The sequence below is a fragment of the Flavivirga aquimarina genome (assembly GCF_030540835.1).
Taxonomy (GTDB): Bacteria; Bacteroidota; Bacteroidia; order Flavobacteriales; family Flavobacteriaceae; genus Flavivirga; species Flavivirga aquimarina.
On record NZ_JAUOEK010000142.1, the window covers coordinates 158,350 to 181,455 of the forward strand.

Genomic DNA, 23,106 nt, shown 5'->3' on the forward strand with positions numbered 1-23,106 from the left:
TCGTATTATCTACTTAAGAGATTAATTATTTTACTTATTTATTTTATAGATATGATTATAATTTATCACAAACCTAAGTGTAGAATAGCGGGAAAATGTATCAAATTACTTGAAACAAAATTTAATGGACAACATGACATAAGGTATGAAGGTCTAGCGTTATCAGAGGAAAAACTAAAAGAAATTTTAAAATTACTTAATTATAGACCTATAGATATTATAAAAACCAGTCAGATTATTTGGAAGACTTTACTAAGAAATCTAGACTTTACGGACGAAGAGCTAATTAAAATTATTCTGCAATATCCAAGTCTGTTAAAAAACCCCATAATTATAAACGGCAATAAAGCGATAATAGGAAGACCTCCCGAAGTCATTCTCGACATTCTATAGCATAAAATACATTTTGTTTTTAACATAAGTTTAACCAAAGCGCGTTAAACCATGGTATAAATTTGCCGTCAAAGTACCTAAACCAATCTCATGAGGCAAACCATATTTTTATCTATAACTATTAGCTTATTTACAAATATTTTATCAGCCCAAAGGCCTGAATCAAAAGAAGTAAATATTACAGGAAAAGTTATAGACAAAGAAACCAAAGAACCGCTAGAGTATGCTACAATTGCGCTCTTCAATAAAAGACAAAACAAAATAGTTACCGGAGGTATTACAGACATCAATGGAAATTTTAGTATTGATGTATTAAGTGGTATCTATGATATTTCAATTGAATATATTTCATTTAAAACAATCACAATACCAAACAAAAAATTAAGTACTTCAGAAAACATAGGAACATACTTATTAGAAATAGACACAGAATCATTAGCAGAAGTAGAGATTATAGCCGAACGTACTACAGTAGAATTAAAACTTGATAAGAAAATCTATAACATTGGAAAAGATTTAACCGTTAGAGGTGGTACCGTAAGTGATGTATTAGATAATGTGCCATCAGTTTCTGTAGATGTTGAAGGTAATGTAGCCTTGAGGGGCAACGATAACGTTCGTATTTTAATCAATGGAAAGCCTTCTGGCTTGGTCGGTTTAAATTCTACAGATGCACTACAACAACTTCCTGCCGAAGCTATAGAAAAAATAGAAATTATTACATCTCCTTCGGCACGCTATGATGCAGAAGGTACTGCAGGAATCTTAAACATTATATTACGCAGAAGCAAATTACAAGGCTTAAATGGCGCTATAACTACTAATGCAGGGTACCCAACTTCTGCAGGAGTTTCTGGTAATATTAATTATAGAACCGGAGACTTTAATTTTTTTAATACTACAGGATATAGCTATAGAGAATCTCCTGGAAATGCTTTAACAGAAACACAATATTTTAATGAATATTTTGATGAAGATTTATTAGTTGATGTTAATGATCCGGATACATTTATTAATGAAAAGCGAATATTCGACAGACAAAGAAAAAGCCTTACAACAAACTTTGGTTTAGAATGGTATATAAATGATACAGCTTCATTAACGGCCTCTTTTGTGCATAGAAATAGCGATAACACCTCCAATACTAGCAATACAATTACAGAACTTGATATTGATGGTAGTCTATTAAGTGAGTCTATTCGTTTAGAGCCCGAATTAGAAGATGACAAAACGATTCAGTACTCCATAAATTTCGACAAACAATTTAATGGAAATAGTGAACATAGATTAACGTTCGATTTTCAATATGAAACCAGTACAGAAGATGAAAATGCCATAATAACTCAAGATGGTGATGATGCTGAACAAGTTAGAACTCTAGAAGAACAAAATGAAATTCTTTTACAAACAGATTATACGCTCCCTATTGGAGAAAATGCTCAATTTGAAGCAGGTTATAGAGGAACATTTAACGAATTAAATACAGATTACACCTTAAAATTTAATGAAAATGATGCTTTTGTTTTAGATACTAATGCTAGTAATAATCTTATATATAGAGAATATGTTAATGCTGCTTATAGCCAATTTGGGAGTAAGATAGCTAACAAATTCTCATTCCTTTTAGGACTAAGAATGGAATCTACGCGCATTACTATTAATCAAATTACCAGTGGTGATTTTGATCGTAAAAATTATGTCGAATTTTTCCCTACAGTAAACTTAGCTTATGAAGTTTCTGAAGATCAAAGTTTTATACTAGGATACAATAGAAGAATTAGCCGCCCACGTTCTCGTTATATCAACCCATTTCCTTCTAGAAGTAGTGCAACCAACTTATTTCAAGGAAACCCAGATATAGATCCTAGTTTTTCTAATACAGTAGATTTAGGTTATTTAAATAGTCTTGAAAAATTAACATTAAACTCATCAATTTACTTTAGCCGTTCTACCGATGTATTTACATTTATAACAGAAGCTACTGGGGATTTTGCAATAGTTAATGGAACCGAAGTACCTGTTATTAGAAGAACACCTATAAACTTGGCAACTAACGATAGGTTGGGATTCGAGTTCACACTTACTTACAGGCCAAATAAAAAATGGAACTTAAACGGTAATTTCAATTTATTTGATTCTAAAACCAGAGGCAGTCATAATGATGTTATTTACGACGCAGATAATTTAAGCTGGTTTGTTAGGTTAAATAATAAATATACATTACCAGGAGATATAGATTGGCAAACACGCTTATTTTATATGGGACCAACAGAAGATGCTCAAAATTTACGTAAAGGTATGTTCTCATCAAATCTTGCTTTTAGCAAAGACTTATTTAAGAGCAAGGCATCGCTGGCTTTTTCTATAAATGATTTATTTAATAGCAGAAAACGTATCGTAGAATCATTTACAGATTCGTTTAATAGCTATGGTGAGTTTCAAAGAAGAGAACGTAGTTTTAATATCTCTTATACACATAGGTTTAATCAAAAGAAAACACGAGAGAATGAAGGCCGAAGAGGCAATAATGGAGGTGACGAAGACTTCGGTTTTGAAGGATAATATCAGCAGGATAGATAATACTTAAAACAAAAAAAGGAAACTAAAATAATTAGTTTCCTTTTTTTTATAATTTAATATTATGTTTAAGCTTGACGTTTAGCTTTCTTTTCTGCTCTTATTTCTTTAATTCTTTCAATTAAAGAACCTCCAATCCAATAAGGAATTACAAAAGTTAATAAAAAAATCATTAACCAAAATCCTATTGTTAAAATGGTTAAAAATGCTAAAAATCCTAAATATTGATCAAAATCAAACATAATTGTAAGTGTCTTTTAAAAATCTTTTGCAAAGATAGCGTAAAGCTAATTGTTATACAATATCAAATTAAAATTTATTAGTAAAACTACTTCTTGGACTTGTCCCAAGAATATTTGCTCCTCCTAGTTTAAATTAGGTTGTGGTGTCATTCTTAAATAAGGCTTAACTTCTTTAAACCCTTTAGGGAATATTGCCGGAATATCTTCGGTTGCTACTGCAGGCACTACCACACAATCATCACCATTGTTCCAGTTTGCTGGTGTTGCTACTTTATGATATGCCGTTAGTTGTAACGAATCGATAACACGCAATAGTTCATCAAAATTTCTTCCTGTAGATGCCGGATATGTAATAGTAAGTTTTACTTTTTTATCAGCACCTATTACAAAAACAGATCTCACTGTTAGTTTGCTATCTGCATTAGGATGAATCATATCGTACAACTCGGAAACTTTTCGGTCTTCATCTGCAATTATAGGAAAATTAACTGTAGTATTCTGCGTTTCATTAATGTCGTTAATCCATCCGTTATGCGAATCAATGCCATCAACACTAAGTGCCACTACCTTTACATTACGCTTATCAAATTCTGCTTTATATTTTGCTACAGTTCCTAATTCAGTAGTACAAACAGGTGTATAATCTGCCGGATGCGAAAATAAAATCCCCCAGCTATCCCCCAACCAATCATGAAAATTTATATTTCCTTCGGTAGATTGTGCAGTAAAGTTTGGAGCTTCGTCACCTAATCTAATTGTTGCCATAATTATAAAATTTTAATAGTTATATTCAGTTTAATATTAATCTAGCTAAGATACCAAATTTTAATATGGTTTTTTCTTTTATCTCGTTATATAAGTGTTAAAAAAATCTTTTAAAAACTGATAGTTATCATAATAAAATACAATTGAAAACAACTAACTTAGCAGCTCAAATTTAATTATTACAACGATGAGTTTTAGAATAGAAAAAGATACCATGGGCGAGGTAAAAGTACCTGCCGATAAACTTTGGGGAGCACAAACCGAACGTTCTAGAAATAACTTTAAAATTGGCCCATCTGCATCCATGCCATTAGAAATAGTTTATGGTTTTGCATATTTAAAAAAAGCAGCGGCATATACCAATTGTGAATTGGGAGTATTACCAATTGAAAAACGCGATTTAATTGCTACAGTATGTGATGAGATTTTAGAAGGTAAGCATGACGACCAATTTCCGTTGGTTATTTGGCAAACAGGTTCGGGAACTCAAAGCAATATGAATGTAAATGAAGTTATTGCCAACAGAGCACATCAAATAGCCGGAAAAGTAATTGGTGAAGGCGATAAAACCATTCAACCTAATGATGATGTGAATAAATCACAATCTTCTAACGACACCTTCCCTACCGGTATGCATATAGCCGCATATAAAAAAATTGTAGAAACTACGATTCCCGGTATTAAACAATTACGAAATACTTTAAAAAATAAATCTGAAGATTTTAAAGCCGTTGTAAAAATTGGACGTACACATTTAATGGATGCCACGCCACTTACGCTGGGGCAAGAACTTTCAGGATATGTAGCACAATTAGATCATGGCATTAAAGCTCTGGAAAACACTTTGCCACATTTAAGCGAATTAGCACTAGGTGGTACTGCAGTTGGAACCGGACTAAACACACCAAAAGGTTACAGTAAGCTTGTTGCTGAATATATCGCAGAGTTTACAAATTTACCATTTGTAACAGCGCCAAATAAATTTGAAGCTTTAGCTGCTCATGATGCTTTGGTAGAGACTCATGGTTCTTTAAAACAATTGGCCGTTTCTTTAAATAAAATTGCTAATGATGTTAGAATGATGGCTTCTGGTCCTCGTTCTGGTATAGGAGAAATTATTATTCCGGCCAACGAACCAGGAAGCTCTATCATGCCCGGAAAAGTTAATCCAACACAATGCGAGGCTTTAACTATGGTTTGCGCACAAGTTATGGGTAACGACGTTGCTGTTTCGGTTGGTGGTATGCAAGGCCATTACGAATTAAATGTTTTTAAACCAGTAATGGCGGCTAACGTATTACAGTCTGCACAACTTTTAGGAGATGCATGTATTAGCTTTGATGTAAATTGTGCCATAGGTATTCAACCTAACCACGATGTTATAAAAACATTGCTAAACAATTCTTTAATGCTTGTTACAGCACTAAATACCAAAATTGGGTATTATAAAGCTGCAGAAATTGCTAATACGGCACATAAAAATGGCACAACTTTAAAAGAAGAAGCTATCAATTTAGGCTATGTTACTGCTCAAGATTATGATGATTGGGTTAAACCAGAAGACATGGTTGGGAGCTTAAAATAAATCATTACTATTATATAAAAAAACAGGTAAAATTATATTTACCTGTTTTTTTTTGGTTGGTTAGTTAATTATCAATCCTTTATATATACAATAAAAGGAAATCTGACCAAATATATAATTAAACATATAAGTAAAAATTAACAAATGTTAATTCCTTCCTATTTTTTTTCTAATTCTACTTAATTGTACTGGAGTTATACTTAAATATGATGCTATATGATATTGTGGAATTAAATCATCTACTTCAGGTATTCTCCTTCTCAATTTTAAATATCGCTCCGTCGCATTCATAGAAATAAATTCCAATTGTCGCTCTTCATATTTAATAAAAATGGACTCTAATATTTTATTATATAAGTTACTAATAGTAATATCTTCACGACAAAGTTTTGTGATTTCATCAAAACTTAATTCATACACTTTACACTCAGTAAGTGTTTCGTAAGTCAATTTTGAAGGTTGTTTTTTTATTAAGGCTGTAAGCGATCCAACAAAACTATAAGCCATAAAAAAACTCTTATTAAATTCTTTTCCTTCTTCAGAACTAAGGTAAGCACGTACAATCCCAGATGTGAGCAGATAAATTTTCCCAGGAACCTCACCAGAACTATCTATTTGAAAGCCTTTCTCAAATTTTTTATACGTTGATATATTTGCAAGCTTATTAAAAGTTTCTTCTGAAACATTTAAAAATGAATTTACAAAAATGGCATATGGATTCATTTACTATAATTTTAACTATATAAAAATTGTTTAGGAGTGTGTTTTGTAACCGTAGAAAACAGGCTCAAATTAATTTGTTGTGCTATCCAATATTATTTGAGTACATTCTAAAATAGCACCTTTTACTTTTGTACCATTTATTAATTCACTTATCTATCAATTTGCAAATAATATATTTATATACATCCTTCACTATCATTTAGACAACTCAGATCAAATTATTCATTAAATGCATGTTTTCTTGAAAATCCCCCTTGATTATTTCCTTTTGCAGATTTGAAACTTTAACAAAATTAGTGTTTTTTTTGATCATTTTTTTTAACAACCTCTAATTTATAATGTATTAAAATAAGAATTATTTAAAGTTATCTAGTCACAACATCATATAGAGTTCTTTAATAAAAACAAAAAAGCCTCACTATTTCTAGTGAAGCTTCTTCTTGCTTAAGTGTTAATAATAATTTACTCTAATGTAAATTCTGAGCTAGATACTAAATCTTTTTCGTTAAAAACATTTACAATGTAACGTCCTTTTTCAAAGTTCTTTTTTCCTTTCGATGCTACAAATTCGCATATATTAAGGCTAGCATTCTCATAGTTAAACTTACTTATAATACTATAACTTAATGCTTTTTGATTAAAATTAACTTGTTCATTTAAACCTAAAGTATTGTTTTTTGGGTCTATAACCTGTATGTACAATTCTTGGTCTCCAGCTTGAACTAAGCTATTCTTAGCAACAGTAAAACATACTCTAATTTTATCTGTACGAGAAGCTCTTTCTGTTGGTATTAATTTACCAGAAGTTCTTTCAATAACCCCAAATCCTTTTAAACCAACCGTATTTAATACTGCTGCATTTTCAACAACTTCGGCTAAAGCATTATTTTGAACTAATAAAGAGTCTGTAAATATTGTACGTTCTTCTAAACGCACACGAGTACTATCTAAAGACGTTGCTAAATATGAGTTTTCAACTCTTAAAGAATCATTTTGTGCTAACAATACATCCATTTCTTTTTGTAAAGACTGGTATTTCTTTTTATACCTCCATAAACTTCTAACGTTTGTTTCAGAAATTTTTAATGAGTCTATTAAACCCTGGATACGAGATCTTGCATCAGATAAGTTTTTGTTTGCTACATCATTTTCACTAATAGCAACATCATATTGTTTTGCCATAGCATTTAAATCGTTCATAACCAATTGCTTTTCTTCTGTTAAATCTTTTTGCACCTGATTACTGCTTCTATACAAATTCATTGTATAAAATCCGGTTCCTAAAAATAAAACTAATGCGATCCCTAATGCTATCTTAAGTCCCTTAATACTTTTGTCGTTTTCCATAATTACTTGTTTTTAAAAGTCTAGTGTTATTATAATTTTATTAGTTAAAATTTTTAATGCAATAAACAAATAATTGGTGTATTTTTAGTACTCAATAAAATTTATTTATTAAATGGACAACCTGGTTTTATTTAAAAATTCTTCACTAAATAAATTAATAAACAAACGCCTTGGTGAATCCAAATTTGGTCAACATATTAAAATATTAACCAGCATTTCCAATATATACGAACAACTTAAAAATTTGGATGTTGTTTATGTAATTATTGGTTTGCCAGAAGATGTTGGCGTGTTTGCTAATCATGGAAAAACAGGAACTTCAAAGGCTTGGGAAGCCACCCTTAAAGTTTTGTTAAACATCCAAAGTAACCAGTATACGATGGCTGACAAAGTTTTAATATTGGGGCATCTAGACTTTACTTCAGAAATATTGGATATATCAGAATTGGATATTTCTAATAAAAAAGATCTTTTAAAAGCCAGAAAAATAGTTTCGAAAATTGATAGCCAAGTGTCATTTATTATAAACCAAATAATTCTAGCTGGTAAAAAACCTATCATTATTGGTGGCGGACATAATAATGCTTATGGAAATATAAAGGGTGCATCGTTAGCACTAAACAATCCTATAAATGTTATTAATTTTGATGCGCATTCCGATTTTAGACCCGAAGAAGGAAGACATAGTGGTAATGGATTTAGCTATGCCTATGCTGAAGGCTTTTTAAAAAACTATTTTATTTTTGGTCTGCATGAAAACTATACATCGGATAAACTATTTAAAACGTTGAATAAATTAAAGTCTATTAAGTACAATACATTTGAATCGTTAGAAATTAGAAAAGAACTCGAATTTAAAGAAGAGTTAAAACGCGCTTTGAACCATATTTCCGAAGCACCATTTGGCATAGAAATAGATTGTGATGCTATCGAAAACATTCCAAGTAGTGCCATGACTCCAAGTGGTTTTAGTGTTAACAAAACAAGACGTTTTTTAAATTTTTTCGCCAAACAAGATAATGCTTGTTACTTGCATATTTGTGAAGCGGCTCCAAACAAAAAGTCTCGTACTATGGTTGGGAAACTTATCACCTATTTAATTACAGATTTTATAAAAGTATAATTTTATTTTCAGATAATTTAATTAATTACATATATTTGCATAAGCACTTATATAAATAATAATATTATGGATGCATTACGTGGTTACGGAGAGTTAGGCTTAGGGTCTAGGTTAAAAAGAGTGAGTGAATATATGATGAAAGAAACTCAATTAGTTTACAATCATTTTAATGTAGATTTCGACCCTTACCTATTCCCTATGTTTAAGATTATAGCTAATAAAAATGGTGTAACAAATTCTGAAATTCAAAACGCACTACAATTTACGCAACCTGCCATAACACAGGCTATTAATAAATTAAATGACAAAGGCTTAATTATATATGAGTCTGATAAACTAGATAAACGAAAAAAAATAATTTCCTTATCAGATAAAGGTTCTAATTTATTACAAAGGTTAAAACCTATCTGGAAAAGTATCGATAAAATAATTAAAGAGTATACTTTAGAAAGTTCTTCCTCTTTAATAGAACATTTAAACAGTTTAGAAAATAAACTTAACACTAAAAGTTTCAGTACTACAATAATAAATAATATTAAAATGAATATAACGAGTGAGCTTGAAATTATTTCTTTTGATAAACAATATGCTAAGGATTTTTATGAGTTGAATGTAGAATGGTTAAAACGTTATTTTTATGTTGAGCCTTATGATGAAGAGGTTTTAAGCAAACCTGAACAGTATATTGTAAAAAAAGGAGGTCACATATTTTTTGCAAAAATTAATGAACAAATTGTTGGAACTGTTGCGCTTATGCCTATAGGTAATAATGGCCTTTTTGAATTAACAAAAATGGCTGTTTCTCCTAAGCATCGTGGACATAAAATTGGACAACAACTCATGCAACACTGTATTGATTTTGCTAAAGAAATGGGTTTACCAAAACTAGTTCTCTACTCTAATACTTCTTTAGAAAATGCTATTTACATCTATAGAAAATATGGTTTTATAGAACAACCTTTAGAACCTGATACGCCTTATAAACGAAGTGATATTAAAATGGAATTGGTATTTTAATAATGACGTATTTGATCATAAAAAAGTAACAGTAAATAACAATGTTGAGACTTTAAGGTTATAAATATTTAGGAAAATGTTACCATGTAGAACAAAAAAATCCGTTAAAAGGTAAAACCTAATTCTAACGATTCAAAAATGTAAATTTTAGTTTGTTATAAAATAAATTTGGTCTTTTTTTACGAAAAATTAAAAAACCCAAATACAAAATGAAAACTTTTAAAACCTCTTTATTAGCTATTATCACAGTTTGCTTAACTTTTTCTTGCAGTAGCGACGATGATGTAAAAAGTAACTCTGAATTAATTATTGGAACATGGGAATTGACTGCTTTTTCCGAAAATGATGTTGCTGAGACATTAACCGAATGCGAATTATCATATACTTTCACAGAAACACAAGCTACATCTATAAAATATAATTCAGGAAGTGCTCCATGTGAAGTATCAAACACCTACACCCATGCATATAGCATAGATAATAATATTATTACTATAGTAGGTGATGATTTACCTTTAGAAATTGTTACTCTTAATTCAACTACAATGGTCTTAAAATCTGTAGAAGTAGACAGTAACAATACTTATGTATACATAGGAACCTTTACAAAAAAGGAATAAATTGATTTTATAATACTAAAAAGTCGTTTTTAAACAAGTTAAAAACGACTTTTTTATTTTACGATACTCTAACTAATTAACTGTTTTTTATTTATTGTTGTAACCAGTTTTTTAATATTCCGCTTCATATCCATGACCATTTTTCCCATAGAAAATCAACCATTTCAAAAGAGAATAAAGAAGGTGAATCTATTTAGAGACTAACTTTTTAATATTAATTGCTAACTGCCTTGAGCGAATCAATCTGTTTCTGCAATCTTTCGATTTCTTCAGCTTTTTTATCAACTACAGGAAGAATACTTATGGAATCTTTTACAGTTTCAGAAATGTCTATTTCTTTAGTCTCTTCAACAAAATAATACCCAATACCTTCACTAGCCCTCCAAGCCTCGTTTAATTGGTCATAAACAGTTTTGTCCCATTGACTTGGGTGCTTCACATCAATCCAAACTACGTCTCTATACTCGCTGTCAATCAATGCTAAATCTGGTGTAGCCGATCCATCAAAATTATCGGAACCTTCTCGTATGGCAGATATAGTCCCCAAAAAGAACATACGTTTTCTACCTGCTAAATCTTTTATATATGGTCTAAACTCAACAGGCTTATTCACCGACCAATCAAACTCTTTACGAGATTCAATCACCTTTAAAGGCATGGCAGAAACGCCCGCATATCCTTGTTTTTTTGAAGCATGGTCGTAATAATAAACCGCATCGGTACCATCTGCTGGTATAAAAACGCTAAAGGTTAAACTGGTACGGGTATCCCCTACTGGTTCTAAGCCAAACCAATGATATAATCCGCTATAAGCATCAGAGTCGGTATCAGAAAAATCAAAATCGGTTACAAATGGTTGCTGATTCTGGTCGTCTGGTAAATCCGGAATCTTAACTGCTGTTTCCATGTTCCATGGCAATGGATCACTAAACCCTCCCAAAAACTTTAAAGACTCTGCCTGTAATCGGGAGACTTTTTCTGCTAATGTATTTTGTTTTGTGAGATACGGGTGGTTTTTCATCTCATCAGGATTTATATAAGTTCCTTTCCCTATTAAAATACGTTCGATATAATCACTAAAATCATGTTCACCGTTTTCAATAACCATAACACCTCCAAAGGTTGGATAGGGAAATAAAAATCCTTTCCATTTAATTAAACTTACAACTTCTACCCATTGCCCTGTATCATTTTTCATGTAATAGGTATCACTGGGTTCCATCGTAAATAATTGAAAAAAGTTAAAACGTTGTACTACGGCGTTATAAGTATTTCTACTAAACTTTAATGATTCCCCTATTGAAAAGGTTACAGGGATTCTATTCTCATTAGAAAATCTTGGAAATGGTGTGGTACTGGACACTGCAAAAACTTCTTCAGTATTATCAGTCATACCTTGCCATACATACTTTTCTGTAGGCTGAATAGCCATGGTCCATTTATTTTCATCTCCTACTCTTACTAAATGTGGCAATGAAACGTCTTTCGTTTCTCCAACGCTTTCATTTGCCATAGAAAACACATTTCTTAAAGGTTGTATACGTTCGTTTTGTGTTAAAGGCAATTCATTAATTTCAACTCTATTTAGACTATTAAAAACATTGTAAGTTTTCATATAATCATACATTTTAAAATGCCAGCCTACTAAATATAAAACTCCGAAGAAAACAATCAATAAGCCCAGAATGCTCAAACGGGTTCCGGTACTTGCAGAGCTTCTGAATTTTCTCAAACCAAAAAATAAAACAATCGCACTTAATAAAATGATGAAAATGAATTTTCTAACAAATAATAAAGCGGGTTGATAATCGTCTCGTAGAATAAACAATAAAATGAGTAAGATCAATGCAATAATAATTGTTCTTATCTTTTGTCTTTTTCCTCTGTTCCAGTAGTTTTTAATCATATTATCTTTTTGTCATTCCCGCGACCTGTGCTGAACTAGTTTCAGTAAGTCGGGAATCTTATTAAACTATCATGTTTTTAAATTGCCCCCTGCCTTCACTTCGACTTCACTCAATGACCACGCAGGAATGACAATTACAACAATCCTTTATCCTTTAATCGTTCTCTAGCACTTTTCTGTTCTCCTTCTGGTTTTTCTTTTATTTCCTCTACATCTTCTATTTCTTCGGTATCTTTAGTTTTTAAATCTTCAATAAAGTCTTTTCCTTTTTCAATGGTATCGTGTACCATACCTTCTAAAGAATCACTTTTTTCATCGATAACTTCACCAGATTTAAACACAAAATTAGCCAAATACGTTCCTGCTAATGTACCAACAATCATAGAGGCAAATATTGAAATGGTGGCTATATCTATTGGGATTAAAAAACGGACAATAACAATACCTATTAAAAACATAAATCCGATAAAAATGAGCCGAACCAAGAACGTTTGTTTGTATACAAATCCTTTCTTATCGGTTGGTTTCATTTGTAATTCTTTAGAATTAAAAACTTTATTAAAAAACCGATATAAACCGTTACCATGAGATTCTCGCCAATACAAAAAGGCGCCAAAAAAGATTGCTGCTATAAAAATTATTAATTCTAGTCCCATGTTGTTATTTAGTTTGAAGTACGAAGTTTGAAGCTTGAAGTTTCTTACTCGTACTTGTTCGTTTTTTAGTTGTTCTCCTCCTTTTTTTAAGGAGGAGTGGATTTTGATTTCTCAAAAATCAAAAGACGAGGTGGTTATTTTACCCTTCCGTCTTTAATTCTTCAAAGAATTAAATCCATACCGAATCAAGTTCGGCACAAGCTCTTCCCTTATTTAGGGAAGGAGTGCATTAATTACTATAATATAAAGTTAGTCTAAAACTATCAAATTTTGTTACTAATAATAGCTATAACCCACTCTTTAAGCGAATCGTCCCATGACTTAAAACTAGCATAAAAATCTTCTTTATCGTACCAATACCAATATAAAACATCTTTAGGTGATATGTTTACCAATAGTTTCCAAATTAAATCTTGGTGTCTTCCTTCTAAAGAGGAATGTGGTTTATGTAGGGCTTCAAATAACTTCAAATCTACAATATCGGCTATTTTGTATTGATTACTTGTTTCTAGTTTTTCTAAATAGCGTTCAACACTCATGACCTTTTTACGTGATTCTATATCTAATTTATTAAGATAGCTTTTATACAGAATAGGATTGTCTAAAATATCTTTTACTGGGTGTTGCGTTTTTTCCAAATATTGAGTTATTTCGAACTTTTTAATACGTTCGTAACGTTCTGTTTTCACTTCTGTTTCTAAATCGTATTCTATAATGACATGATCCCGCAGTTTATCCATTAATTCCGGTTGATGGATATGATATATTAGCACATCATAATTTGTGTCTTTAATGGCTTCTTTATGCCAGGCCTCATCTTCAAAAACAATTATTGGTGTAATAAAATCGCGTAACACATAAACACCATTAAATGCTTTGGTATAAAAAGAATCGGTGTTGAATTGTAACTGATATAATTCTAAATCTCTATTACGCAAATCGCCATAAGTTTTAGCTGATACTAATAGTTGTTCATGAATTTTCTCATCTATGAAATTATTATCGCTGTTGAAGGTTTCAATGAGTTTTAGTTGCTCTTTTTGAACATCCACTAAATTATTTATTAAATGGAAATTTATAAAAACCGTTTTGTATTTTAAAACATCTAAAGGTTCGTAAAAAGCATCTATTCCCTGATCAAAATCTAAGCAAATGGCACAGTCACGGGTAATATCATGTATCTTTTCTCCATGTGTTTTAAAAACATGTTGCATTATTTCTCTATCGAATGTATGAAATGGGACATAGACAGGTTTTCCTTTTTGAAGTGGAGAAATTATAATACCATGTGCATTGGCATCACCATTATTTAGATAATGCATTGCTTTCTTTTCTTCTGCAATCTCCGGACTCCACCCTATACCATCTATATGAAACGTTTTTAACTTCGTTTTTGTAAATCCAAGTTTTACTAAACATTTATTATAACGTTCCACTAACTTTCCGCTTACTGGGATGAGTTCGCTTCTATATAAATTGGCTTCTTTTAGTTTTTGCATTTTTTTATTGTTTCACTGAGATTCGCAGAGAAACATGGAGATTCTCTGAGCTTTACTTTTATCAATTATTTTTTTTACAAACTAAAGTATTAGCTACCATATCTCCAATACGCCTATTATTTTTATCGGTAGACGCAATTATCAATCCAATTAAGAAAATGTAATCTATAAATCCAAAAAAGAATCTTACTAAAGCTTGTCCCATATTTATTTGCGCATTTGAGTTAGAAACAACTTTTATTTTCATCAATCTTTTACCCAGTGTTTGTCCAAATACGCCCTCACTTATTGGCCATAAAAAAAAGCCGCATAAAAACAATACAAGTGCTGGCATTCCATTTAAACTAAACCCAAGTTCATCTTCATTTGGAGTTCCAAAAAACATTCCTAATACCATACCAATTAACCAAAAAACAAAAAAGTCAATTAAAAATGCTAAAACCCTATAGCGTTTTTGTGCTATTTCAATTTTATTTTCTTCTTCGAATTCCTCAAACATACTTTTCATTTTTACTCCAACAACTTATGAATCATTGCATACTGTAACAAAACAATAGTCCTTGTATCTACTATTTCTCCAGTATTCAGCATATTAACTGCTTCAGAAAAAGGCATCTCTAATACGTCAATATCTTCATGTTCACTATCTAATCCGCCACCATCATTAACTTTCATATCATCGGTGTATTCACCAATAAAGAAATGCATCTTTTCTGTCATCACACCGGGGGACGAATAGGCTTCATATACTTTTTGTACTTCTTTAATCCTATAACCAACTTCTTCCTCTGTTTCTCTTATAATACAGGCTTCCGGGTTATCTTTATCGAGCATTCCGGCACAAATTTCAACTAAAAAACCATCGTCATTGTCATTCACATATGTAGGCATCCTAAACTGTTTTGTTAGGATAATGGTTTGCTTTTCTTTGTTATAAAGTAGAATCCCTGCTCCATCTCCTCTATCGTAAACTTCTCTTGCTTGTGTAACCCATCTACCATCTTTCATTAAATAATCGAAAGTTAGTTTTTTGAGTATATAATAATTATCTGAAAGTAGTTTACTTATTATGTTTTTAACCCGATTAGTTGCCATTTTCAAAAGTGTTTCTTGCTTCTGTTTCTATATTTAACTGGTTTACTCTGGCATCTACTTTTCGTTTAAAATCGGTATCGGCAATGGTTGCTACATTATCTAAATAACGAACCACTTCTTGACGACGGATTTCTGAAAAATCCAACCCTTTCATATTAGCTCTCATCAATTCTTGAAGCATATTAAACTTCGTTTCATAATCTTGTTTAAAATAAATCTCTGGGTTTTCAAACCAATCTTCTTCCAAATCGAAATCTGTTAAACGCAATGATACAGCACTTTGTATATTCCTAACATCTCGAGATGAAAAGAATGGAAATGCTTTTTGCATGTCTTTATACAAATTCGCATAAAACAGATGTTCATTCGTTTTAAACCGTTTTTCTACACTATCGTAAATATCATGTACACGTTCTTCATTTGGTTTATCGGTTATATTTAAAATTTCTCCCATGTTTTTTGCTATACCTTGATCTTGCAAATAATTATAATTTTCTGGTCCTTGCATGTTTACAAAATCTGGCATGGTTTCGTCTAATTTACGCCACCATAAGTGATCTTGATCTAAAAAGTCATGTTCTGTTCTGGCCCCATCTATCTTGAAACGTCCTTGTACACGGGAAATGACTGCTTTATCTAACATTTCGGGTAGATTGGTAAACAGTCCAATCGAACTGTTCCCATAATTTACTGCATAAGCGCCTTCTGTATAACGCAAAAATACACCTATGACCTCTTTTACTCCTGCCGAAACACCTTGTGCTGTTCGTTCTTGTAAATTGTTTTCGGCATCATCAATTGGTGCAAAAATTAATTTTGAAGGGTCTTGTAATGGTTTCATCCATTCCACCATTTTTTCTGCCGAACCACCTTGAAAGGTGCTTATTAGTGTATCTGGCATCGGGTGAAACAAAAACGGAATACCTAAAGCATCACAATGTTCTTTAAGTCGTGTTGCAATGGCTGCTATAAGCATACTCTTTCCTGTTCCTGGAATACCATAACCCATAAATACGGGCATAAAACCGCCTAGTTCCTGAAATGGGTTCTTCTTTGCTGTAAAATCGTAACTCAACATACGTTCGGTTAAACGACGAGCAAAATGTTTAGCATCTCGATTTCCTACAATTTGTTCAAACTTTATTTTATTGAATTCTATGCTTTGTGCTGTTCCTTGAAACACATTACTCCAGCCAGAAACGGCAAATTCAGATTTTTCTAACTTATAAGTTCTGTCTTCAATTGTTTCGACATATTCTAAAGAACTTTTGCGTAACTGAATCTCATCTATTAATGCTTCAAAATAAACGACTGTGAAATCAATAACATCTTTATCTGATTTTATGATATCTGGATGTCCCATATACTTATCATAATAAAATAAGCTACAAGAAATACCTTTTAAAGGTGACATAAGCGACACTTCGGGAATGCCTGCAAATTTCTGCTTCATCACGCTTAAATCGTCTGATGCATATGGTTTTAAATCGTTTAATATTTTATATGCTGTACTAAAAAGCATAAATGCTGTAGCTGTATGCATTTTACTTTCAAACTCTCTTTTGCCGTTACTATCTAGTGCCGATTTATTCTCATTTAAGCTTGATAAACCTGATGCATCATAATAACTATCTTTAATCCAAATTCCCAATGTTATACCTTCTTGTACGGCATAGAGTGTTTGATTTAAATAAATAGGAATCGCAATTGAGTCTGGTAATAAGCGTTTTTTTAAAGCTAAAATCGTTTTTGATACTGAGGTAATCTCTGCTACATTGCTACCATTATTGGCACGAGACAGGTATAACAAAATAGACTCACCTTGAGCGTCTTTATCTTTGTTCTTTGCTCGCTGACCTTGCTCCCATTGTATACTTTTTAAATAAGAAGACGCTTCATCACGAAGCATATCAAGTTCGGTAAGTTTTATTGGGAATGTTGAGTTGTGTTCCATTTGATTACTTATTATTATAGAAAATTACTTCTGCATGCTTTAATACATCAAATATATCTAGCAATGTTTGTGTAGGCACAATTATTTTATATGCTGCGAATAAAGCATTTTGTATATCTATAATTGTATTTTTTCCATTTGCATAACTTAAAATGATATCTTCAAATTCATAAATTCTTAATTCTCCTACTTCTCGTTCTCTTAAAACTGAAAGTAATTTTTCAATTTCGCTTTGAATTTTGACATATTTATCTTCATCTTCCTTTATTTGCCCATATGTAGAATAAAAAGAGTTTAGTCTTTTATCAGAAAATTTATTGGGTATTATTTTATTAGCTTTTAGTTCTTTTTCTGATAAATTATAATTTTTATTTACGCCATCATTATTTATAGTTACTAATGATGCTAAATCTTTTAATGCGCTACTTTTTTCTAAATTATATTGTTCAATTTTATGCGAAATTATTTTATTAACTTTTCTATTATTAGAAAACTGTAAACATGTTTTTAGTGTTTCAATTTCTCTTTTGTATGCATAGTTTATAATTTGTGAAGCAAAATAAAATGTCTTTTTTTTATTTTCATTACTGCTTAACAAATACTTTCTACTTTCAAACTTATCTTCTTCTAATCGTTTTTTACCATACATTTCTACGAGATTGATTATATCTACTGAATTATCTTCATCTGCGTATGCAGCCATAATGATATTTGCCATTCCTATAAAAACAACACGGTGTAATTGTGTCGCATCAACTTTATCTGGAGTATCTTCACTAGAATGGTAAAAATTATCAGGCCAAGTACTATAGGCGATTCCTGGGATTCCAAAATCATTAAATATTTGATGATCAGAGCCTCGTGTATACCTTTCAATACCTGCATTAATATGATTTCGAGAACCTGTTAAAGAAATAATATGATAGTCTTTTCTTTTTGGATACTTACTATTATTAAAAGTGTTTACAAAATCTAATATAGATGCTGAAAATGCGTTTATATATGATGGATTCCAATCTGGGGTATATGTTATATTAAAAAAAGAATTTGACTTTTTTAAGTTTGCACCTAACATATCTAAGTTTATATTAAAAAGAAGCTTTTTATTTTTATCCTCTAAATGTCTTGAAAACCAAGCCTTAGTACCCGTGAATTCTGGTAACCACAAAAAACGTATCGTTCTTAAAGGTTGCTGTATCTTATTTTCATCTATCAGTTTTTTAAAAGTCCTTATTATCTCCAAAGAAACCGCACTTCCAGATGCATTATCATTTGCTCCTGGTTTATAATGATCTATATGAGACGTTATAATGATTTCTTCATCGGGGAATTTTGATCCTTTAATAATACCACTTACAATACCAAATTCATCAGGCTCAAGTGTTGTGTCAACATTAACCTGTAGACTAACTTTTCCTCTGCTTAATTGACTTTTTAACTCATTTGCTCTGCGGTTAGATATCATAAAAGCAAAAGATTGTTTCTCCTTATTTTCAACTGTTGGCATATAAGTCCACCCTACTTGATCTTGATAATCACCTTCTTGCCTATTTGATTTATCCCAATATGGGGTCGTGTATGAGGAAATAATACCTATAGCTCCTTTTTCCCAAACAGCTTTGTTTAGAACAGTATACGGGCTTTTAGATGTTAATACTATATTTCCTTTTATGTCTTTGTTTATGTAATCTGAATCTTTGCCTTGTCCAATATCCACTAAATCTGCAATGGTATCTTTTGAATAACTATTAACGACTAAAGACATTGGAAGTTCTTTATAGGATGTTAATTTATAGTAGTAAGGTGTAGTTACAAACAACTCTCCTTTTTTAACCTTCCATGTCATTTGTGAAGCGTCTCCAAAATAACTAGTTTCACCATCTGATTTATAATATTCTACTTTTAACTCATCGAGACCAAATTCTTTAGCTTTTTTTTCGATTAGGTTTATAGATTTGTTATAACCTTCTGTATTTTGTTGTCTATCAATTAATGAAATTTCCTGAACCAAATCATGAGCTATATCGCCAGAGCTATTATGAATAATTAATTTAGTAATAGAATCACTTATAATTAAACCTGTATCCGAGCTTAAACTTTTTAAAACAGGAGTGTTTTCTTGAGAAAAGGCTAAGGATAGACATAAAAAAAGAAAAACTAAGCTTATTTTTTTTTCTTTTTTCATGGTTTATCTATTTTCATTCCAACTATTTCAACAGGCGGTTTTGCCAATTTATTCATAAGTTCTGGGGTTTTATTATATAGTAATTGAATGATTCGATGTGGTGCAAATACATATTTTTGCTTATACACATCATTCCATTTTTGCAATATCTGTTTTGTAAAAAATCCACCTTCTTTAAATTCACCTCCCGATACTACTTCGTCTATTTTTAATGAAATCGCATACGATTCTAAAGGGATTTCCTTCTTTCCTATTCCTTCTAATATAGCATGTGTAATGGCATTTTCGTCTTTTGTAAATACATTATGCATAGGCCCTAAATCGATTCGCTTTATCTGTTTTGGTGATACTTTTGGAAGTTTTCTATCTATAGTATATGCCATCGTATCTAAACTCATTTTCCTATCGGCTGTAGTTTTTAAAACTTCGTATATATCATCTTTATAATCGTCAATACGTGAGCCATCATAATTAAAATACATAAAACATATAAATGGTCGGTTAAGGGACACATCGAAAAAACTCCAACTAGTAAGCAAATCTCCTATTGAGTTTTCTGAACTACTCAATATTTTTCCTTGTACAAAACGATTAAAAATATATTGTTTTTTTACCGATGAATAATATACTATTGACGCTGCTTGAAATAGCCTACTTTTTTTAATTGGCACCTTTTTACGCATTAGCGTATCTAAAAACTCCTCTTTTAAAGTCGTTGTTGGTGTTAACTTTTCTAAATATTCATCTCGTAATTCCAGATCATTAAACAAATACCTAAATTCTAAATAGTTCGGAAATCCAGAATAGGTTAAATCGACTTTCATATTATCTTCGTCGTCGTACATATACTTAATGCGCATAGCTTCTATAGAATATAACAACAGGTCGCAATACTGCTTAAACAAACGGACTTCTTGATTCGTACAAAGTTTTTGTTGTTGTACTGCAACTATAAGTTCTTTAAATGCAAAATCGATTGTTTTATGATAGAAAACATAATGTTCTTTGGAATCTAGAACTGCAGAATCTAATGGTGTTACTATATGATTTATGGACATTAATTAAGTGTTCTGTTACAGTATTCGATTAGTCATAATTTTCCACGCAAATTTTTAATCTGTTTACAAACTCTTGCTTTGAAATGCCTAAACCTGTTTCTAGAGTATCTAAAAGTTTCATTTTCTTTAAAAATTCCTTTATGAAAACTCTGCTTTAAGGATTGAGACATTGTTGAAACTCTTTTTTGTTTTTCTCAAAAAAAGCGACTGCAAAAAAGTAAAGTTCTAATCAGATAAAAACTCATAGTTATTTGATGAGATTGCCACGTCGTCCCTCCTCGCAATGACGTTACGAAAGTAAGTCGTCATCACTGGCTTCTGGCTTTGGTTGTCCTTCCGGTTCGCCACCATCACCTTCTGAAGCTTTATTGGGATCGACTTTATAGTAATCTTCAAAAATCTCTTTCATATCAATACCATAACGCTCTGCAAAATTCTTTTGTATATCGTTGTCTTTGGCACGAATTTCCTGTAAAGCCTCAGCATAACTACTATAAACGCCTTGCATAACTTTTTCATGAACTGGAATATTATCCATCATGTCCTGACGTGCTTTGGCACTTGCCGTATGCATAGATGCCAGAGTCTCTCCAATATGCTCATCGGTTTTCACACCTAAATGTTCTAAAATAGCTGCAAACTCTTGATCGGTTCTTGCTTTTAAAGCGACTACATAGCCATCGTAATATTTTAAACGTTCTTCGGTATCACTTTTTAATTTTGCTCGATGCGTTTGTAAATTGCTACGCAACGAGGTTAACACTTTAATGGTTAAATTATGTTTGTGTACAAAACTATCTTTACTTGCTGCCAGTGTGGTATAGGCATTTTTTAGCCCTTCTAATTCTTCTACTTTTTGTTCTAGGGTTGTTACTTTACCAACGGCTTGTGCATAATCGGCAGATTGTTTGTCTGCTATATCTTCAAGTTCTTGACGTGCTTGTTTTAGTAGTGCGTAGCGTTCTTCTAACTTAGCTTCTACTTCTTTCTTTTTTTCTAATGCTTTTGTATGGTTTTTAGTTGCTTCCACAATAGCATCTTGCAACTTATCCTCTACTTCTTTAATCTCTACTTCACGATTTTTTAATCTACTTACAGCTGCCTGAGATTTATAAGATAATTCACTTAATAGTGTTTGGATATCTGCACTCTCTATACGCTCTTGAAACATGGCCTTTGCTTTATTATCGGCAGCAGCACGTGTTTTTTCGGCAGTTTTAAGCTCTTCTTGTGCTTTTTTAATTTTACTCTTACGTCCCCAAAGGTTATTCCACCAAGTATCTGGTTTTGCTTCGGCATCTTCTAATTCGATTTTAGCACGCTCTAAAGCTTTTTGTGCATCATCAATTACTTTTTGCTCAGTTGCATTAAGTGCAGAGAATTTTTCGAAAATAATACCAACTTCATCTTGATAATCGGTTAAATCTTTTATAGCATCTAAAAGAGTAGACCTGTCTTTTTCTGCCATATGTACTACATCATCCAGAGTGGCGTTCAATATTTTTTGTCGAACTTCTGGGTCATCTTCTTGAGATAATTTAGATTTCATAGTGTCGATGGCTTTTCCCCAGTTAACATCTACTTTCTCTGTTTTCTCGTTAGAATTGGTTTCCAATAAATCAAAATCGTCGGACATAAGGTTAGAGTGGTTTTAAATTTTATAAATATATTAGAATAGCAATTTCGTTAAAAAAAGTCAATTTTGAAAGCAAACAATTGTTTACTTTTTACATTCTTTTCCTATCTAACAACAAACAGGTTCAAGGAAATAACAATTAAATAGAACTCTTAAATTAAACTTTAAAAATGATTTTTAAATTAATCCTGCTACTAATTATGAGTCTTATATATTTTTAAAATGTTACATTATTTTATTGAAAGAATATTCTTTCTCTATGTTGTGTTTTTTTACTAAATTGTACAATTAATTAATTGTATTATATTTGATTATAGATTAATCCAACTCCATAGACTAAAATTATGTTACTTAAAACTAAGCTCTTAATAAGTCAATCTGACATTGTTACTATATTGATTATTGTCGTTATATTTTTTTCTGTTTTATTGATTCTTGGTGTAAGAAAATCACATAAACTAAAAAAAGAGAATGAGAGATTAAACAATATAGATACAAAAATATCTGATGAAGATGAGCAGGATTATACAGATTTTACTGAGGGGCATATGTATGATAATAAATAAAAAAGCCCGCTTTTCAGCGAGGCCACTGAAAAAGTCTATTAAGACTTAAATAGTAATGAAAAGGAGTAGAAATCGAAGATTTTCTACTCCTTTTTTTGTATCTTAAAAGAGTAAAAATATTCTTTTACCTATGCTAGATCAACAACAAAAAGTTCAATT

Annotated in this window: 20 protein-coding genes; 7 read left to right on the forward strand and 13 right to left on the reverse strand. The window is 31.3% G+C overall.

Annotated features, from left to right (window positions below):
* Positions 1–51: 51 nt before the first annotated feature.
* Complete coding sequence (locus tag Q4Q35_RS22420; RefSeq protein WP_367892751.1) at positions 52–393, forward strand: arsenate reductase family protein; 342 nt, start codon at positions 52–54, stop codon at positions 391–393.
* Positions 394–483: 90 nt separating this feature from the next.
* Positions 484–2,955: a TonB-dependent receptor gene (locus Q4Q35_RS15410; RefSeq protein ID WP_303278898.1), complete on the forward strand. Its 2,472-nt coding sequence runs from the start codon at positions 484–486 to the stop codon at positions 2,953–2,955.
* A gap of 83 nt (positions 2,956–3,038) precedes the next feature.
* Here the strand turns inward: Q4Q35_RS15410 and Q4Q35_RS15415 are convergent, their stop codons facing one another.
* Positions 3,039–3,212, reverse strand: a complete 174-nt coding sequence (locus Q4Q35_RS15415; protein ID WP_303278899.1) for a hypothetical protein — start codon at positions 3,210–3,212, stop codon at positions 3,039–3,041.
* A 123-nt stretch (positions 3,213–3,335) separates the two neighbouring features.
* Entirely contained in the window at positions 3,336–3,977 is a 642-nt protein-coding gene (locus Q4Q35_RS15420) for a peroxiredoxin (RefSeq protein ID WP_303278900.1), read from the reverse strand.
* A gap of 187 nt (positions 3,978–4,164) precedes the next feature.
* On the opposite strand from Q4Q35_RS15420, the gene fumC reads away from it, so the two are divergent.
* The gene (gene fumC, locus Q4Q35_RS15425; RefSeq protein WP_303278901.1) at positions 4,165–5,562 is read left to right on the forward strand and encodes a class II fumarate hydratase; all 1,398 of its coding nucleotides are present in this window, start codon (positions 4,165–4,167) and stop codon (positions 5,560–5,562) included.
* Positions 5,563–5,709: 147 nt separating this feature from the next.
* Here fumC and Q4Q35_RS15430 read toward each other — a convergent pair whose 3' ends face one another.
* Positions 5,710–6,285, reverse strand: coding sequence for a Crp/Fnr family transcriptional regulator (locus Q4Q35_RS15430; protein WP_303278902.1), 576 nt, complete (start codon positions 6,283–6,285; stop codon positions 5,710–5,712).
* 462 nt (positions 6,286–6,747) lie between these two features.
* On the reverse strand, positions 6,748–7,632 hold the full coding sequence (locus tag Q4Q35_RS15435; RefSeq protein ID WP_303278903.1) for a DUF8428 domain-containing protein: 885 nt from the start codon (positions 7,630–7,632) through the stop codon (positions 6,748–6,750).
* Positions 7,633–7,744: 112 nt separating this feature from the next.
* Here Q4Q35_RS15435 and Q4Q35_RS15440 point away from each other — a divergent pair, with 112 nt between their 5' ends.
* The 3 genes from Q4Q35_RS15440 to Q4Q35_RS15455 all read left to right on the forward strand — a co-directional run bounded on the left by Q4Q35_RS15440 (position 7,745) and on the right by Q4Q35_RS15455 (position 10,392).
* On the forward strand, positions 7,745–8,755 hold the full coding sequence (locus Q4Q35_RS15440) for a formimidoylglutamase (RefSeq protein ID WP_303278904.1): 1,011 nt from the start codon (positions 7,745–7,747) through the stop codon (positions 8,753–8,755).
* Between the two features lie 66 nt (positions 8,756–8,821).
* Positions 8,822–9,772: a bifunctional helix-turn-helix transcriptional regulator/GNAT family N-acetyltransferase gene (locus Q4Q35_RS22425; protein WP_367892752.1), complete on the forward strand. Its 951-nt coding sequence runs from the start codon at positions 8,822–8,824 to the stop codon at positions 9,770–9,772.
* Between the two features lie 209 nt (positions 9,773–9,981).
* Positions 9,982–10,392 carry a lipocalin-like domain-containing protein gene (locus Q4Q35_RS15455; RefSeq protein WP_303278905.1) on the forward strand — a complete coding sequence of 137 codons (411 nt, stop codon included), beginning with the start codon at positions 9,982–9,984 and terminating at the stop codon, positions 10,390–10,392.
* A 214-nt stretch (positions 10,393–10,606) separates the two neighbouring features.
* On the opposite strand, the gene Q4Q35_RS15460 is transcribed toward Q4Q35_RS15455, so the two are convergent.
* The 9 genes from Q4Q35_RS15460 to Q4Q35_RS15500 form a co-directional block, all read right to left on the reverse strand.
* On the reverse strand, positions 10,607–12,298 hold the full coding sequence (locus Q4Q35_RS15460) for a hypothetical protein (protein ID WP_303278906.1): 1,692 nt from the start codon (positions 12,296–12,298) through the stop codon (positions 10,607–10,609).
* A gap of 134 nt (positions 12,299–12,432) precedes the next feature.
* Positions 12,433–12,954: a stage II sporulation protein M gene (locus Q4Q35_RS15465; RefSeq protein ID WP_303278907.1), complete on the reverse strand. Its 522-nt coding sequence runs from the start codon at positions 12,952–12,954 to the stop codon at positions 12,433–12,435.
* A gap of 263 nt (positions 12,955–13,217) precedes the next feature.
* Positions 13,218–14,453 carry a DUF6638 family protein gene (locus tag Q4Q35_RS15470; RefSeq protein WP_303278908.1) on the reverse strand — a complete coding sequence of 412 codons (1,236 nt, stop codon included), beginning with the start codon at positions 14,451–14,453 and terminating at the stop codon, positions 13,218–13,220.
* A gap of 61 nt (positions 14,454–14,514) precedes the next feature.
* On the reverse strand, positions 14,515–14,952 hold the full coding sequence (locus Q4Q35_RS15475) for an RDD family protein (RefSeq protein WP_303278910.1): 438 nt from the start codon (positions 14,950–14,952) through the stop codon (positions 14,515–14,517).
* 11 nt (positions 14,953–14,963) lie between these two features.
* Positions 14,964–15,548 carry a GDP-mannose pyrophosphatase NudK gene (gene nudK, locus Q4Q35_RS15480; protein WP_303278911.1) on the reverse strand — a complete coding sequence of 195 codons (585 nt, stop codon included), beginning with the start codon at positions 15,546–15,548 and terminating at the stop codon, positions 14,964–14,966.
* On the reverse strand, positions 15,538–17,502 hold the full coding sequence (locus Q4Q35_RS15485) for an AAA family ATPase (RefSeq protein ID WP_303278912.1): 1,965 nt from the start codon (positions 17,500–17,502) through the stop codon (positions 15,538–15,540). Before Q4Q35_RS15485 ends, nudK begins: the two co-directional genes overlap by 11 nt.
* A 4-nt stretch (positions 17,503–17,506) precedes the next feature.
* The gene (locus Q4Q35_RS15490; RefSeq protein WP_303278913.1) at positions 17,507–19,687 is read right to left on the reverse strand and encodes a M28 family peptidase; all 2,181 of its coding nucleotides are present in this window, start codon (positions 19,685–19,687) and stop codon (positions 17,507–17,509) included.
* The gene (locus Q4Q35_RS15495) at positions 19,684–20,745 is read right to left on the reverse strand and encodes a hypothetical protein (RefSeq protein ID WP_303278914.1); all 1,062 of its coding nucleotides are present in this window, start codon (positions 20,743–20,745) and stop codon (positions 19,684–19,686) included. Before Q4Q35_RS15495 ends, Q4Q35_RS15490 begins: the two co-directional genes overlap by 4 nt.
* A 289-nt stretch (positions 20,746–21,034) precedes the next feature.
* On the reverse strand, positions 21,035–22,381 hold the full coding sequence (locus Q4Q35_RS15500; RefSeq protein ID WP_303278915.1) for a coiled-coil domain-containing protein: 1,347 nt from the start codon (positions 22,379–22,381) through the stop codon (positions 21,035–21,037).
* A gap of 344 nt (positions 22,382–22,725) precedes the next feature.
* On the opposite strand from Q4Q35_RS15500, the gene Q4Q35_RS15505 reads away from it, so the two are divergent.
* Positions 22,726–22,947 (forward strand): hypothetical protein, encoded by a 222-nt coding sequence (locus tag Q4Q35_RS15505; protein WP_303278916.1) that lies wholly within the window; start codon positions 22,726–22,728, stop codon positions 22,945–22,947.
* Positions 22,948–23,106 lie beyond the last annotated feature (159 nt).

Coding starts and splice junctions, on each gene's coding strand:
- Q4Q35_RS22420 (WP_367892751.1), top strand. CDS start 52: ATGATTATAATTTATCACAAACCTAAGTGTAGAATAGCGGGAAAATGT.
- Q4Q35_RS15410 (WP_303278898.1), top strand. CDS start 484: ATGAGGCAAACCATATTTTTATCTATAACTATTAGCTTATTTACAAAT.
- Q4Q35_RS15415 (WP_303278899.1), bottom strand. CDS start 3,212: ATGTTTGATTTTGATCAATATTTAGGATTTTTAGCATTTTTAACCATT.
- Q4Q35_RS15420 (WP_303278900.1), bottom strand. CDS start 3,977: ATGGCAACAATTAGATTAGGTGACGAAGCTCCAAACTTTACTGCACAA.
- fumC (WP_303278901.1), top strand. CDS start 4,165: ATGAGTTTTAGAATAGAAAAAGATACCATGGGCGAGGTAAAAGTACCT.
- Q4Q35_RS15430 (WP_303278902.1), bottom strand. CDS start 6,285: ATGAATCCATATGCCATTTTTGTAAATTCATTTTTAAATGTTTCAGAA.
- Q4Q35_RS15435 (WP_303278903.1), bottom strand. CDS start 7,632: ATGGAAAACGACAAAAGTATTAAGGGACTTAAGATAGCATTAGGGATC.
- Q4Q35_RS15440 (WP_303278904.1), top strand. CDS start 7,745: ATGGACAACCTGGTTTTATTTAAAAATTCTTCACTAAATAAATTAATA.
- Q4Q35_RS22425 (WP_367892752.1), top strand. CDS start 8,822: ATGGATGCATTACGTGGTTACGGAGAGTTAGGCTTAGGGTCTAGGTTA.
- Q4Q35_RS15455 (WP_303278905.1), top strand. CDS start 9,982: ATGAAAACTTTTAAAACCTCTTTATTAGCTATTATCACAGTTTGCTTA.
- Q4Q35_RS15460 (WP_303278906.1), bottom strand. CDS start 12,298: ATGATTAAAAACTACTGGAACAGAGGAAAAAGACAAAAGATAAGAACA.
- Q4Q35_RS15465 (WP_303278907.1), bottom strand. CDS start 12,954: ATGGGACTAGAATTAATAATTTTTATAGCAGCAATCTTTTTTGGCGCC.
- Q4Q35_RS15470 (WP_303278908.1), bottom strand. CDS start 14,453: ATGCAAAAACTAAAAGAAGCCAATTTATATAGAAGCGAACTCATCCCA.
- Q4Q35_RS15475 (WP_303278910.1), bottom strand. CDS start 14,952: ATGTTTGAGGAATTCGAAGAAGAAAATAAAATTGAAATAGCACAAAAA.
- nudK (WP_303278911.1), bottom strand. CDS start 15,548: ATGGCAACTAATCGGGTTAAAAACATAATAAGTAAACTACTTTCAGAT.
- Q4Q35_RS15485 (WP_303278912.1), bottom strand. CDS start 17,502: ATGGAACACAACTCAACATTCCCAATAAAACTTACCGAACTTGATATG.
- Q4Q35_RS15490 (WP_303278913.1), bottom strand. CDS start 19,687: ATGAAAAAAGAAAAAAAAATAAGCTTAGTTTTTCTTTTTTTATGTCTA.
- Q4Q35_RS15495 (WP_303278914.1), bottom strand. CDS start 20,745: ATGTCCATAAATCATATAGTAACACCATTAGATTCTGCAGTTCTAGAT.
- Q4Q35_RS15500 (WP_303278915.1), bottom strand. CDS start 22,381: ATGTCCGACGATTTTGATTTATTGGAAACCAATTCTAACGAGAAAACA.
- Q4Q35_RS15505 (WP_303278916.1), top strand. CDS start 22,726: ATGTTACTTAAAACTAAGCTCTTAATAAGTCAATCTGACATTGTTACT.